Source organism: Agrobacterium genomosp. 2 str. CFBP 5494 (assembly GCF_900013495.1).
In the GTDB taxonomy this organism is placed as follows: Bacteria; Pseudomonadota; Alphaproteobacteria; order Rhizobiales; family Rhizobiaceae; genus Agrobacterium; species Agrobacterium pusense.
In genome coordinates this window covers 1835261-1848552 of the sequence record NZ_LT009719.1, presented here as the reverse complement: position 1 = coordinate 1848552, position 13292 = coordinate 1835261, and the positions used below count along the sequence as shown (strand labels likewise).

Below are 13292 nucleotides of genomic sequence, written 5' to 3'. Positions count from 1 at the left end.
CATGCCGCAATCCGCCGCCGCACAGGTTCCGCTTATCGCCCTTGAAGGGGTCGGAAAGTGGTATGGAGCCTACCACGCGCTTAAAAATGTCAACATGACGGTTCGCAAGGGCGAGAAGATCGTTCTTTGCGGCCCGTCCGGTTCGGGCAAATCCACCCTCATTCGCTGCATCAACCATCTGGAGGAGATCCAGGAGGGCAAGATTACGGTGGAGGGAACCATGCTTTCGGATTCCAGCCGCGCCATCGATGCGGTTCGGCGCGAAGTGGGCATGGTGTTCCAGAGCTTCAATCTCTTCCCGCACAAGACCATCATGGAAAACTGCACGCTGGCGCCCATGCGGGTGAAAGGCCTGTCGAAGGCCGATGCGGAGGCGACGGCACGCAAATATCTGGAGCGCGTGCGCATTCTCAACCAGGCCGACAAGTACCCCGCCCAGCTTTCCGGCGGCCAGCAGCAGCGCGCGGCGATTGCGCGGGCGCTGTGTATGGAACCGAAGGCGATGCTGTTCGACGAACCGACCTCGGCCCTCGATCCGGAAATGGTGAAGGAAGTGCTCGACACCATGATCGGTCTTGCCCGCGACGGCATGACGATGATCTGCGTCACGCATGAAATGGGTTTCGCCCGGCAGGTGGCCGACCGCGTGGTCTTCATGTCGGAAGGCGAGATCATCGAGGAAGGCCCCCCGGAGGAATTCTTCCGCGATCCCAAGCACCAGCGTACCCGCACGTTCCTTGGCGAAATTCTCGCCCATCATTGAGGTTCGCGCTCCGCGGGGGAATTCTTGGCGACCTCCCCCGCAGAGACAGCGTCATCCCCGGGACAGGCCCGGGGATCCATGGAGCCAGCGGATGACAGATCCCCGGGATCAGGCCCGAGGATGACGACGGCGAGGTTTCAACACCTCGCAAGCAACCCGAAGGCAGGCGATGCCCGCCGCCGAACAGATGAACGACCCGAGATCATGACAGACAAAACCGCATTCAAGGTCGGCCTGATAGGCGCCGATATCCAGCTATCCAAGTCACCCGCGCTGCATATGCGCGAGGGAGCAGCCCATGGTCTCGACTATTCTTATGAGCTGGTGGATGTCTCCGCACGCAAATTGCCCCTGAGCGCCCTTCCCGATCTGCTCGACGAGCTGGAGGCGCGCGGTTTTGCCGGCACCAATATCACCCACCCGTTCAAACAGGCCGTCATCGCGCATCTGCACGAACTTTCTGACGACGCCCGCATGCTTGGAGCGGTCAATACCGTCGTCTTCCGCGACGGCCGCCGCATTGGCCATAACACCGACTGGTACGGCTTTTACGAAAGCTTCGTGCGCGGCCTGCCGGATGCAAAGCGTGATCGGGCGCTGCTGGTCGGCGCAGGCGGCGCCGGCGTTGCTGTCGCCCATGCCGCCCTGAAGCTCGATATTATGAGACTCGATATTTTCGATCGCGATTTGCCCCGGGCCGAGCGCCTGGCGAGCGAACTCAACGACCGCTTCGGAGAAGGGCGCGCCTTTGCCGTTGGCGACCCCGCCGCTTCCCTGCCCTTTGCCGATGGCCTGATCCACGCCACGCCAATGGGCATGCCCGCCCATCCCGGCATGCCGGTTTCGGCCGCCCTGATCGAACAACGACACTGGGTGGCCGATATCGTCTACATGCCGCTCGTGACCGAGTTGCTGGCAACGGCGGCGAAAAAGGGCTGTCGCACCCTGCCCGGCGGCGGCATGACGGTGTTTCAGGCCGTTGGCGCATTCCGCCTCTTCTGCGGCCGCGAGCCGGACGCTGCGCGCATGACCGCACATTTCACCGAGCTGTGCATGGCGGAGGGGGTGGCATGAGCCTTTTCACCATCCTCAACGGCCCGAACCTCAACCTGCTCGGCCAGCGCCAGCCGGAAATCTACGGCTATGAAACGCTCGCCGATATCGAGTCCCGTTGCCGCGGGATCGCAGAAACCGCCGGCCACGAACTGTTTTTTGCCCAGAGCAACCGGGAATATGAGCTGATCGACTGGGTTCACGAAGCCCGCGGCAAATCCGCAGGCATCGTCATCAACCCCGGCGCCTTTACCCATACGTCGGTGGCCATCCTCGATGCGCTCAATGCCTTTGAGGGGCCGGTGATCGAAGTCCACATTTCCAACATCCACAAACGCGAGGTCTTCCGGCACCACTCCTATGTCTCGACCCGCGCCGAAGGCGTGATCGCCGGCCTCGGCATCGAAGGTTATGACGTGGCGCTGCGCCACCTCATCGGCCGTCTTTCGCGCTCGTCGTGATATGGGCGGGCGTCAGCACATAACGCAGCACCATGTCGCTGACATGCCGCGACAATGTCTGCTGTCCCGCATCGGTGAACAGGCTGTCGCCGAAGATGAACGAGAACGTCGTGACGTTCGAAACGTTGAAAAAGGACAGCGCGCTGATCTGCCAGTGCAATTCCAGCGCATCGATGCCCTCGCGGAAGACGCCGCTCTGCTGGCCTCGCAGCAGCACGCTTTCCAGCGCATCGATGGCCGGACGGTTGAGCTGGCGGATCGTTTCGGAGGACTGCATGTGCCGGCCGTGATGGATGTTCTCGATCATCACCATGCGAATGAAAGCGGGATTGCGCCTGTGGTGATCGAAGGTGAACCGACAGAGCTTGTCGAGCGCCGCAGCCGGTTCCAGATCATCGAGCTCCAGATCGCTCTCGCCGCCGCGCACCTTGGCATAAGCCTCCTCCAGAACGCGCTGGTAAAGGCTCTCCTTGTCGGTGAAATAATAATAGATCATGCGCTTGGACGTGCGCGTGCGCGCCGCTATTTCATCGATGCGGGCGCCGGAGAGGCCGTTTTGCGAAAACTCTTCCATGGCCACCGAAAGAATGTCGCGGCGAACTCCTTCCGGATCACGCTTCGCCTGCCGGCTTTCTCGGGTCGCGTTCAAAGTCGCAGTTTTGGTCATCATCCATTCCATCGGTGGGGCGGCGGCCTGCGGTCACGCCCTGTTTATTAACCAATCAGTACATAAGGCTGAAAAGGAAGGCAATATGGCGAGCTATGACACAGCAGGACACGGCATGCCAATGCGCACATCCATTGCAACCGTATCGATCAGTGGCGAATTCCCCGAAAAGCTGGCGGCGATCGCCAAGGCCGGCTTTTCCGGCGTGGAGATTTTCGAAAACGATTTCCTGACCTATGACGCCTCCCCGCGCGAGGTAAAGGCACTGGCTGCCGACCACGGACTTGATATCACCCTGTTTCAGCCGTTCCGCGACTTCGAGGGCATGCCGGAGCCGCACCGCGCCCGCGCCTTCGAGAGAGCGCAGCGGAAATTCGACATCATGGGCGAACTCGGCACAGATCTGATGCTGATCTGCTCGAATGTCTCGCCGGTCTCGCTCGGCGGCATAGACCGCGCCGCCGCCGACTTCCATCAGCTGGGCGAACTCGCCGCAAAACATGGCGTGCGCGTGGGTTACGAGGCGTTGGCCTGGGGCCGTCACATCAGCGATCACCGCGATGCCTGGGAAGTGGTGCGCCGTGCCGACCACGCCAATGTCGGCATCATTCTCGACAGTTTCCACACGCTGTCGCGCAAGATCGATCCCAATTCCATCCGTTCCATTCCCGGCGACAAGATTTTCATCGTCCAGCTGGCCGATGCGCCGCTGATCGACATGGACCTGCTCTACTGGAGCCGCCATTTCCGCAACATGCCGGGAGAAGGCGATCTGCCTGTCGTGGATTTCATGCGCGCCGTGGCTGCAACCGGTTATAGCGGCCCGCTGTCGCTCGAAATCTTCAATGACCAGTTCCGCGGCGGCTCGGCCCGGCTGCTCGCCGAGGACGGCCACCGCTCGCTCGTCAACCTGATGGATCAGGTGCGCCGTCTTGAGCCGGATATCAGAATCGACGTGCCCGCCATGCCGGACCGGGTTGAGACGCGGGGCGTGGAGTTCGTGGAATTCACCACGGCGCCGGAAGAAAAGAACAATCTGGAGGCGCTGCTCGCCACGCTCGGTTTCGAGAAAACCGCACATCACCGCAATCGCGATGTCGACCTCTACACCCAGGGCGATATCCGCATCGTCATCAATACCAGTGATGGCGGCGACAGTTTCGCCGGGGCGTCCTATTCCATCCACGGCACCAATGCCTATGCATTCGGCCTCAAGGTCGATGACGCCAAAGCGGCGCTGGCGCGTGCTGAAGCGCTGGGTGCGCCCACCTTCGCCGAGCCGCGCAAGACGGGCGAAGTCGCCGTCCCGGCCATTCAGGGCGTGGGCAACGGTGTCATTTATTTCCTCGACGATTCGCCGGCGCTTGCTTCCATCTACGACAATGAGTTTGCGACAGTCGGCGACAATAAACCAGCTGGCGATGCCGGGCTGAAGAGGATCGATCATCTTGCGCAAACAACGCATTACGATGAAATGCTGACGTGGCTTCTGTTCTACACCTCGCTGTTTTCTACCCGCCGCACACCGATGATCGATGTGGTCGATCCGGGCGGGCTGGTGCGCAGCCAGGCGATTGAAAGCGTACCCTCACCGCATTTCCGCCTGACCATGAACGGCGCCGACAATCGCAAGACCTTCGCCGGCAAATTCCTGGCTGAAGGTTTCGGCACCAGCATCCAGCACATCGCCTTCGCCACCGACGATATTTTCGCGACGGCCAGGGCGATGCAGGCACGTGGCTTCCACGCCCTGCCGATCTCGCGCAATTATTACGACGATCTGGAAGCGCGTTTCGGTCTGGAGCCGGAATTTTCCGATGCTCTCCGGGCCGCCAGCATCCTTTATGACCGCGACGACAATGGCGAATATTTCCAGATCTACAGCCGCACCTTCGGCGAAGGTTTCTTCTTCGAAATCATCGAAAGGCGCGGGGCTTACGGCGGTTATGGTGCCATGAACGCCCCCTTCCGCATCGCCGCGCAACGACGCCTTGCGCCGCCGGTTGGCATGCCGAAGGAATAGGTCTCGGCAGCGAAATCCGAACAGGCTGCAGCCGGCAGGAATGCCGCTGCGGCCTGTTCTCATTTATTCCAATGTCGTTATCTCGTAATCGCGTGGAATGGCGGAGGTCGCCATAAACCACTCCGACGCCCGCGTCCGCCGCTGATGAAAATCAAAGGCGGCACGATCGGCAAAAAGCTCCTCAACCCGCCAGATCAGGGGATCGTCTGTCTCGGATACCTCGAAGGAAATGCAGCCGGGTTCCTCTCTCGTCAGACGAAGATGTTCAGGAAGGTGGCGCCGGACCAGATCGACATCATGCTTGGACAAGCATCGTAGAAAACCCCTCAGCCTGACTGCGCCCGCCCTATTGTTCATGCACGGCATTCCCATTCCTCTTCGTTCTTCTCAGCGTTTTTAGTGGCGCTACACGCGGAATACACGCCTCTTTGCGAAGCATTGTGCAGGAACACGCGCTCAAAATCGGTGCATATGCGTATTTGTAGAGCAGTACACAAAAATTGTTCAACACTATGGACATGATTGTTCTGTTTTGTTAGCTTTTTCCATAAAACAAGGGCGGGGGAGAATAAGGTTTCATGCGCATTGTCGAATTGGCATCCGGCGTGTCGCGTCGGGTGGCTGCCATGGATTTGACCGGTACGGCTTCGGCGGCACTGCGGCTATTAATGCGGGGCATCGCTTGTCGCGCGGCTCCCTGTGAAAAAGCATCCTGAAGATGCAATCTCACCCGACATTTTCGATATTCCCGCCCGGCGTTGCGCGTAGCTCGCCTGCCCATCGCCCTTTTCTTTTTCCAGACCACCGCGCCGCTTCACCGGCGCAGGCCACGCCGGAGACACTGACATGACTGCCGCAAACGCAAACGCCCTGCTGTCCGTCGAAGGCCTGAGCGTCGAGTTTGGCAACAGCCGCGTCGTGGACGATATTTCCTTTCGCGTCGAGCCCGGCCGCACGGTGGCGATCGTCGGCGAATCCGGATCGGGAAAATCGGTCACATCGCTCTCCACCATGCGCCTTGCGGACATGATGGGCGCGACCTATCCGACAGGCAAAATCCTGTTTGAAGGCAGGGACTTGCTGAAGGCCTCTCAGAAAGAGATGCGCTCGATCCGCGGCAAGGAGATCGCCATGATCTTCCAGGAGCCGATGACCTCGCTCAACCCCGTCTTCACCATCGGCGACCAGATCTGCGAAGTGCTTGTGCTGCATGAAAAGATGGGCAAGCAGGCAGCGATGGCAGAAGCACAGAAGCTGCTTGAAATGGTGCGCCTGCCCGATGCCGCCGAGCTTCTGAAGCGATACCCGCACCAGCTTTCCGGCGGCATGCGCCAGCGTGTGATGATTGCCATGGCGCTCGCCTGTCGCCCGAAGCTTCTCATTGCCGACGAACCGACGACGGCGCTTGATGTGACCATTCAGGCGCAGATCCTCAACATCATGCGCGACCTGCAAAAGAAGCTCAGGATGGGCATGGTCTTCATCACCCATGATATGGGCGTGGTGGCGGAAATGGCCGATGACGTCGTCGTCATGTGGAAGGGCAAAAAGGTCGAGGAAGGTCCGGTCAAGGATATCTTCGCCAATCCGCAGCACCCTTACACGCGCGCCCTGCTTTCCGCCGTTCCGCGCCTTGGCAGCATGGAAGGTGAAGAGTTTCCCAAGCGCCTGCCGCTCACGGTGCTGCAGGATGGCCAGCCGGTCGTGATCGGTGAAGAGCGCGTGCAAAATACCGCGAAATACGACCAGAAACCGCTTCTGTCGGTCAAGGACCTGTTCGTGCGCTTCGATATCCGCAAGAACCTGTTCGGCAAGGCAACGCACCGGTGCAGCGCCGTGCAGAAGGTCAGTTTCGATATTCATGCCGGCGAAACGCTTGCGCTGGTGGGAGAATCCGGCTCTGGCAAATCCACTATCGGCCGCACCATCCAGCAGTTGCAGTCGGCCATCTCGGGCGAAATAACCTTCAACGGCCGCAGCTTTGCACAGATGTCGGCGGCGGAACGCTTCCGCATGCTTCAGGAAGTGCAATATATCTTCCAGGACCCCTTCGCCTCGCTCGATCCACGCAAGACGGTCGGTTTTTCGATTGCCGAGCCGATCAACACCCATGGTTTGATCAATGATCAGAAGGCCGTAAAGCGGCGGGTGGATGAATTGCTGGAGCGTGTGGGCCTCTCCTCCGAGCACGCCGCGCGGTATCCGCACGAGTTTTCCGGTGGCCAGCGCCAGCGTGTCTGCATTGCCCGCGCGCTCGCTTCCGATCCGAAGCTCATCATTGCCGACGAGGCGCTGTCGGCGCTCGATGTTTCCATTCAGGCGCAGATCATCAATCTGTTCATGGATTTGCAGGCCGAGCGCGGGCTCGCCTATCTCTTCATCAGCCATGACATGGCTGTCGTGGAAAAGATGAGCCATCGCGTCGCCGTGCTTTATCTCGGCCAGATCATGGAAATGGGCAGCCGCCGGCAGGTCTTCGAAACCCCCACGCATGATTACACCCGCCGGCTGCTATCGGCCGTGCCGGTGGCCGATCCGACCATCGAGCGCCGCATTGCCATGATCGAGGGCGAAATTCCCAATCCCGTGCGCCGTGTCGGCGATGAGCCGGCCATTCTCGCCCATGAGGAAATCAATCCGGGCCACTTCATCGCGAAGAGCGCCTGAATAACAACCAGAACCACAACCATCTGAAGAGGAACAGGTAGATGACAATGATCAAGAAGGGGATGACGACAACGTTCGTCGCGCTTGCCATGGCCGCCACGGCCTTGACCGCCGCACCGGCTCTTGCCGCCGGCAAGATGACCATTTCCAGCCCGCAGGATCCGGGCAGCTGGGATCCGATCGACACCTTCCTCGTTCAATGGGCCGCTGTCGCCACCAACATCTTCGATGGCCTCACCTATCGCGGCCCGGACCTGAAGGTCGTGCCCGGCCTCGCCGAATCCTGGGAAGAGCTGGATGAGGGCAAGCGCATCCGCTTCAAGCTGCGCCAGAACGTCAAGTTCCACAATGGCGAGCCCTTCAACGCCGCCGCCGTCAAGTTCACCTTCGAGCGCCTTCTTGGCGAACAGGGTGCCAAGGGCCCGCAGCGCTCCAACTATGTCGCCATCGAAAGCGTCGATGTCATCGACGACTACACCGTCGACATGAAGCTGAAGGCGCCGGATCCGGTTCTGCTCACCAAGCTTGCCGGTTATGGCGGCATGATCGTGCCGCCGAAATATATCCAGGAAAAGGGTGAGGACAACTTCAACCTCAACCCAATCGGCACCGGCGCGTTCAAATTCGTATCCTATGCACCGAAGACCAACATCAAGCTTGAAGCCAACCCGGATTACTGGGGCGGCGCACCGAAGCTTTCCGAACTGGAATACCGCTTCATTTCAGAGCCGGCGACCGCCGTTGCCGAATTGCAGGCAGGCCGCGTCGATCTCGTCATTCCGCCCACCATCCCGATCGGCATGATCCCGGTCATCGAAGGCGATTCCAAGCTTCAGATCGTCAGCGTTCCCGGCCCGACGGTCGACGCGCTGCGTTTCAACACCCGTGACGGCATCACCGCCGATCCGAAGGTCCGCAAGGCCATCATCATGGCCGTCGACCGCGGCACGATCGTCAAGTCGATCCTTGCCGGCCAGGCATCGGAAATCGCAAGCTTCCAGAGCGCGCTGTCCTTCGGTTACGACCCGGAACTGAAGCCGCTGCCTTACGATCCTGAAGGCGCAAAGAAGCTTCTCGCGGAAGCCGGCGTCAAGCCGGGTGCGGCGCTCCAGATCGACATCCGCGGCAATGACGCGACGATGAACGAAGTGGCGCAGGTCATTTCCAGCTACCTCTCCATGGTTGGCATCACCGCTACCATCAAGCCCTATGAAACCAACGTTCTGCTCAACGACATCATTCCGCAGGGCAAGACCGGCGCGATGTTCCAGCAGAAATGGGGCGGCTGGACCTTCGATTACGATAACACCGCCTATTCCATGTATCACTCGGGTGAAAAGTGGAACCCCTATGACAAGGACGAAAAGCTGGACAAGCTCTTGGAATCCCAGCGTCCGCTGACGGACCGCGCCGAGCGCGAAAAGATTCTCAAGGAAATCGGCAGCTACACCGCCGAACGCGCGCTGGAAATCCCGCTCTACAACACCAATGCCATTTACGGCATCAACAAACGGGTCAAGGGTTTTGTCGCACCGCCTGACAATCGCCTGAAACTGACCGACGTTACCGTCGAATAATCAGGCTGGTTTCTGATCAACACACCTTGCCCGCCGCAATGCGGGCAAGGCCGGGTCTCTCTTCAAGGTAAAAAACGTGGCCGGTTTCCTCATCAAGCGATTGCTGCAGGCGATTTTTGTCGTCATCGCCATCACCCTTCTCGTTTCTTTCGCCATCCGCCTGACGGGTGACCCCGCCGTCACCATGTTCCAGGGCGGCGGCAGCATGACGGAAGATGATCTGGCGCGCATCCGTGCGGCGCTCGGCACCGACCGGCCGTTCTTCGTGCAATATTTCAGCTTCCTGAAGGGCCTTCTGACGCTCGATTTCGGCCGCAGCTTCACCGGCAGCACGCCGGTCTCGCGCCTGATCGCCGATGCCCTGCCCGCCACGCTGCTCTTGGCCTTCATCTCCATGGCGGTGTCGATTGCGCTATCCATCCCGCTCGGCATCAAGGCCGCAACATCGCGCGGGAAGACGGCCGATCAGGTGATCCGCATCTTCTCGCTTATCGGCCTTTCCTTCCCGAATTTCTGGCTGGCCACCATGCTGGTGCTGCTGTTCTCCATCACGCTCGGCTGGCTGCCGCCAAGCGGCATGGGCGGTTTTGCGAGCTACATCATGCCCGCGGTCACCATGGGTGTGATCCTTACTGCCACCAATGTACGCCTTGTGCGCACGGCAATGCTCGATACGCTGCGTTCTCAATACGTCATGGTGGCGCGCGCCAAGGGGCTCAGTGAAAGCAAGGTTCTCTACAAACATGCGCTGCGCAACTGCGCCATTCCGCTCATCACCTATTTCGGCCTGCAATTTGGCGGGCTGCTGGGCGGTATCGTCGTTATCGAGCGTGTCTTCAACTGGCCGGGCCTCGGCACGCTCGCCTTCGACGCGGTCGGCGCGCGCGATTATCCCGTGCTTCAGGCCGTCATCACCGTGCTGTCGCTGATGATCGTCGGCATCAACCTTCTGGTCGATATCGCCTATGGGCTTGTCGATCCGCGCATCCGCACGGAGTAAGTGACGATGGCTGCCAAAACCTCGCGTCTCGCGCGCTTCACCAATCTCGAATTCGTCCTCGGCGCGTCGCTGACGACAATCATCTGCCTTGCCGTCATCTTTTCCGATGTGCTGTTTCCTGGCGGGGCCGACAAGATCGACCTGATGGCGCGCCTTGCCAAACCCTTCGCCAATGCCGCCCATCCCCTCGGCACCGATCCGCTCGGGCGTGATGTGCTCGCCCGCGTCGTCGCAGGTGGCAAGATTTCGCTGCTGGTCGGTTTCACCTCGGTCATCGGTGCTGTCATCTTCGGCGTCGCGGTTGGGCTTGTCGCCGGTTACTATCGCGGCTTCTGGGATATGCTGGTCATGCGCTTTGCCGATATCCAGCTCGCCATGCCCTTCATCCTGCTCGCCATCACCTTCATCGCAATTGTCGGCGGCAGTCTCACCAACACCATCATCCTCCTGATCGTCTCGCAATGGGTGCAATATGCCCGTCTCGTGCGCGGATCGGTGCTGACGCTCAGGGAGCGGGAATTCATTCTTTCCGCCCGCGCCATCGGCGTGAAAGACTGGCGCATCATCCTTCAGCACCTGCTGCCGAACCTCATCGGCCCGGTCATCGTGCTGATGACGCTCAACGTCGCCAACAACATCCTGCTGGAAAGCAGCCTCACCTTCCTCGGTCTCGGCGTTGATCCGACAATTCCGAGCTGGGGCGGCATGCTGGCGGATGGGCGTACCTATCTGCAGACGGCATGGTGGGTTAGCGTCTTTCCCGGCCTTGCGATTCTTCTGACCGTGCTTGGCCTCAACCTTCTCGGCGACTGGCTGCGCGACAGCCTCGACCCAACAGGCAGAACCTCGAGGTAACCGTGATGAGCCAGATTTTCGACCAGACCTTCGAACGCACGCTGGACGCGCTTGTCGCCAAAGCCGAGCCCGGCCAGTCCTTCGAGGCATGGACCTTCGATGACGCCAAAAGCCGCCGCGAGACTGAAGAGAGGCTGAAGAAAAAAGGCATCTGCGCCCGCATCCGCAGCGCCTACAAGCCGCTTCTCTTCACCTTTCTGGAAGAGATCAATCTGGATGGCGTCGACGCCATCGAAGTGCGTTACCCGGTGCACGAAAACGCCCCCTCCAACCGTTTCCGGCTGGAGGCCTATCCGCTGGCGGCGCTGGTGGGCGATGCGAAGCTGGATTTCATCGCCCGCGAGGACGGCAGTTTCCATTATGAGGTGACGCTGAGCCGCCGTGGCAAGACGGAAACTCTGAAGGTTCTGGCTCCGAACCGGGTTCATACCGATATCGTCGGCGAAACCAATGTCTCGCCAACCGGCTGGTTCCGGCTTGCCGGTGATGCCTCGGGCGAGCGACTGGAGACGGATTACGAACAGCTTTTTGAAGCGGCAATCAGTGCCGTCGCCAACCACGGCTGGGGCGATGAAGAGCCCTATTTCGAGGAACTGAACATCCGTGTTACCCATCCGGCAGAAGATCTGCCTCTTTCCGTTGGTGATGAGGTCGTCAGCCTGCGCGAAGCGCTGCACGAGGATTTCTATTTCTCGCTGCTGGAGTTCTTTCAGAAAAAATCCGGCCGACCGCTGGGTGACCGTGGCCTCAAGCCCGGCCAGATCGTACCGGAAATCGTCAGAAGCGAAGGCGAGATCACCCTTCACATCGAGACCCGCCCGCTCACAACCGCCTTCCTCGATGGCGGCGAGCAACCGATCGATGAGGCGTGCGAACCGGTTGCGGCAGGCCAGCTCGCAGGGCTGCTTGAGGAAATCGGCGGCGAGGCATTCCAGGCGCGCTCCCGCTCCGGCCGCGTCCTTTCCGCCCGTTATGTCGCCGGCAGCGATGCTGCGGTGATGATCAGCGGCGGCCAGCACCCCAACGAGACGACGGGCATCGTCGGCGCCATCCGCGGCGCCCGCAAACTCGCTGATCGCAAGGGCGCGCATTTCACCATCTCGCCGCTGGAAAATCCTGACGGTTACGCCCTGCATCAGCGTCTGCGCGTCGATAATCCGCGCCACATGCATCATGCGGCGCGGTACACCGCCCTTGGCGATGACCTCGAATATCGCACGCCGGAAAATTCGGCTGCGCATCTGAACGAGAAGGAAATCCGCTTCAAGGCGCAGGAAATGAGCGGCGCCAGCCTGCATGTGAACCTGCACGGTTATCCCTCGCATGAGTGGACCAGACCACTGTCAGGTTATGTGCCGCGCAATTTCGCCATGTGGACGCTGCCGAAGGGTTTCTTCCTCATCATCCGCCACCATGCGAACTGGGAAAGCCGAGCGGAAGCCCTGCTGGACAAGGTAACCCGCCATCTCGGCGCCATTCCCGGCCTGCTCGACTACAATAACCGCCAGATCGCGCTTTATGAAATCCACGCCGGCGAAACCGGTTTCCGCATCATCAACGGCTTTCCGTGCCTGTGGTCCATCGATGACCGCCACACCGTGCCGATGACGCTGATCACCGAATATCCCGACGAAACCATCTATGGCACGGATTTCATCACCGGCCACACCGCGCAAATGGAAACGGTGCTGTCCGCCTACGATGCCTGGCAGGAAATCCTGTCGCCGCAAGTGGCCTGATACGGCAACCGCCCCGGGCGGGCGGTTCACTTCCCCGGCGTTGTCGCAGCCAGTTTCTGATCGCGCTGTTGTTGCAGCAGCTTCTTGCCTTTGCTGGGAATATGCAGGTTGGCGGCATCAAGCTTGTTATATCCCGCCTGGATAATATCGAGATCGGCCACATGGCCGATGGCGGCCAGTTTGTACATCACGTCGCCAACGGCCACGTCGATGGTCGGTGCAGGTGACGACACGGCGTCCTTGACGGCCGCTTCCACATCCTCCATCGCACCACCCATGGCATGATAAAGCGTCAGCGCCTTGCGCAGAAATGCTTCACGACGCTCGATCCGGTTGTTGAGCCTGTTTTCTCCAACGCGATTGCGCATCAGCTCAACAGCTTTATTCTGATATTCGCCCATCAAGACACCAAATAACGTTCTAAATATGCTTGGGGAGACTACGAAAAATCCCCTTAGAACTGGTTAAAGCTCTGGTTGCGGGGCGG

The 13292-nt window shown here is 60.1% G+C and carries 12 protein-coding genes; 9 read left to right on the top strand and 3 right to left on the bottom strand.

Annotated features, from left to right (window positions below):
- The first annotated feature begins 1 nt into the window (after window position 1).
- The 3 genes from AGR2A_RS23380 to aroQ all read left to right on the top strand — a co-directional run bounded on the left by AGR2A_RS23380 (window position 2) and on the right by aroQ (window position 2277).
- Window positions 2-763 carry an amino acid ABC transporter ATP-binding protein gene (locus AGR2A_RS23380; protein ID WP_004445125.1) on the top strand — a complete coding sequence of 254 codons (762 nt, stop codon included), beginning with the start codon at window positions 2-4 and terminating at the stop codon, window positions 761-763.
- Between the two features lie 204 nt (window positions 764-967).
- A complete protein-coding gene (locus AGR2A_RS23375) occupies window positions 968-1837 on the top strand; it encodes a shikimate dehydrogenase (protein WP_034497559.1) in 870 nt (289 codons plus the stop codon).
- Window positions 1834-2277, top strand: coding sequence for a type II 3-dehydroquinate dehydratase (gene aroQ, locus AGR2A_RS23370; protein WP_004445128.1), 444 nt, complete (start codon window positions 1834-1836; stop codon window positions 2275-2277). The genes AGR2A_RS23375 and aroQ overlap by 4 nt, the downstream gene beginning before the upstream one ends.
- Here aroQ and AGR2A_RS23365 read toward each other — a convergent pair.
- Window positions 2249-2944 (bottom strand): TetR/AcrR family transcriptional regulator, encoded by a 696-nt coding sequence (locus tag AGR2A_RS23365; protein ID WP_004445131.1) that lies wholly within the window; start codon window positions 2942-2944, stop codon window positions 2249-2251. The genes aroQ and AGR2A_RS23365 overlap by 29 nt on opposite strands.
- A gap of 121 nt (window positions 2945-3065) precedes the next feature.
- On the opposite strand from AGR2A_RS23365, the gene AGR2A_RS23360 reads away from it, so the two are divergent.
- Window positions 3066-4967: a bifunctional sugar phosphate isomerase/epimerase/4-hydroxyphenylpyruvate dioxygenase family protein gene (locus AGR2A_RS23360; protein WP_072493418.1), complete on the top strand. Its 1902-nt coding sequence runs from the start codon at window positions 3066-3068 to the stop codon at window positions 4965-4967.
- Between the two features lie 63 nt (window positions 4968-5030).
- Here the strand turns inward: AGR2A_RS23360 and AGR2A_RS23355 are convergent, their stop codons facing one another.
- Window positions 5031-5333 (bottom strand): putative quinol monooxygenase, encoded by a 303-nt coding sequence (locus tag AGR2A_RS23355; protein WP_080823464.1) that lies wholly within the window; start codon window positions 5331-5333, stop codon window positions 5031-5033.
- Window positions 5334-5813: 480 nt separating this feature from the next.
- On the opposite strand from AGR2A_RS23355, the gene AGR2A_RS23350 reads away from it, so the two are divergent.
- The 5 genes from AGR2A_RS23350 (at window position 5814) to AGR2A_RS23330 (ending at window position 12805) form a co-directional block, all read left to right on the top strand.
- Complete coding sequence (locus tag AGR2A_RS23350) at window positions 5814-7634, top strand: ABC transporter ATP-binding protein (protein ID WP_072493017.1); 1821 nt, start codon at window positions 5814-5816, stop codon at window positions 7632-7634.
- A gap of 41 nt (window positions 7635-7675) precedes the next feature.
- Window positions 7676-9211: an ABC transporter substrate-binding protein gene (locus AGR2A_RS23345; protein ID WP_022562725.1), complete on the top strand. Its 1536-nt coding sequence runs from the start codon at window positions 7676-7678 to the stop codon at window positions 9209-9211.
- Between the two features lie 76 nt (window positions 9212-9287).
- Window positions 9288-10211, top strand: coding sequence for an ABC transporter permease (locus AGR2A_RS23340; RefSeq protein ID WP_004445138.1), 924 nt, complete (start codon window positions 9288-9290; stop codon window positions 10209-10211).
- Window positions 10212-10217: 6 nt separating this feature from the next.
- Entirely contained in the window at window positions 10218-11066 is an 849-nt protein-coding gene (locus AGR2A_RS23335) for an ABC transporter permease (RefSeq protein WP_004445140.1), read from the top strand.
- A 5-nt stretch (window positions 11067-11071) separates the two neighbouring features.
- Window positions 11072-12805 carry a M14 family metallopeptidase gene (locus AGR2A_RS23330; RefSeq protein ID WP_072493018.1) on the top strand — a complete coding sequence of 578 codons (1734 nt, stop codon included), beginning with the start codon at window positions 11072-11074 and terminating at the stop codon, window positions 12803-12805.
- Between the two features lie 26 nt (window positions 12806-12831).
- Here the strand turns inward: AGR2A_RS23330 and AGR2A_RS23325 are convergent, their stop codons facing one another.
- Entirely contained in the window at window positions 12832-13206 is a 375-nt protein-coding gene (locus tag AGR2A_RS23325; protein ID WP_072493019.1) for a hypothetical protein, read from the bottom strand.
- Window positions 13207-13292: the final 86 nt, after the last annotated feature.

What these genes read in the sequence shown, in the direction of transcription:
- AGR2A_RS23380 (WP_004445125.1), top strand. Translation starts at nt 2, where the DNA reads ATGCCGCAATCCGCCGCCGCACAGGTTCCGCTTATCGCCCTTGAAGGG.
- AGR2A_RS23375 (WP_034497559.1), top strand. Translation starts at nt 968, where the DNA reads ATGACAGACAAAACCGCATTCAAGGTCGGCCTGATAGGCGCCGATATC.
- aroQ (WP_004445128.1), top strand. Translation starts at nt 1,834, where the DNA reads ATGAGCCTTTTCACCATCCTCAACGGCCCGAACCTCAACCTGCTCGGC.
- AGR2A_RS23365 (WP_004445131.1), bottom strand. Translation starts at nt 2,944, where the DNA reads ATGACCAAAACTGCGACTTTGAACGCGACCCGAGAAAGCCGGCAGGCG.
- AGR2A_RS23360 (WP_072493418.1), top strand. Translation starts at nt 3,066, where the DNA reads ATGCGCACATCCATTGCAACCGTATCGATCAGTGGCGAATTCCCCGAA.
- AGR2A_RS23355 (WP_080823464.1), bottom strand. Translation starts at nt 5,333, where the DNA reads ATGCCGTGCATGAACAATAGGGCGGGCGCAGTCAGGCTGAGGGGTTTT.
- AGR2A_RS23350 (WP_072493017.1), top strand. Translation starts at nt 5,814, where the DNA reads ATGACTGCCGCAAACGCAAACGCCCTGCTGTCCGTCGAAGGCCTGAGC.
- AGR2A_RS23345 (WP_022562725.1), top strand. Translation starts at nt 7,676, where the DNA reads ATGACAATGATCAAGAAGGGGATGACGACAACGTTCGTCGCGCTTGCC.
- AGR2A_RS23335 (WP_004445140.1), top strand. Translation starts at nt 10,218, where the DNA reads ATGGCTGCCAAAACCTCGCGTCTCGCGCGCTTCACCAATCTCGAATTC.
- AGR2A_RS23330 (WP_072493018.1), top strand. Translation starts at nt 11,072, where the DNA reads ATGAGCCAGATTTTCGACCAGACCTTCGAACGCACGCTGGACGCGCTT.
- AGR2A_RS23325 (WP_072493019.1), bottom strand. Translation starts at nt 13,206, where the DNA reads ATGGGCGAATATCAGAATAAAGCTGTTGAGCTGATGCGCAATCGCGTT.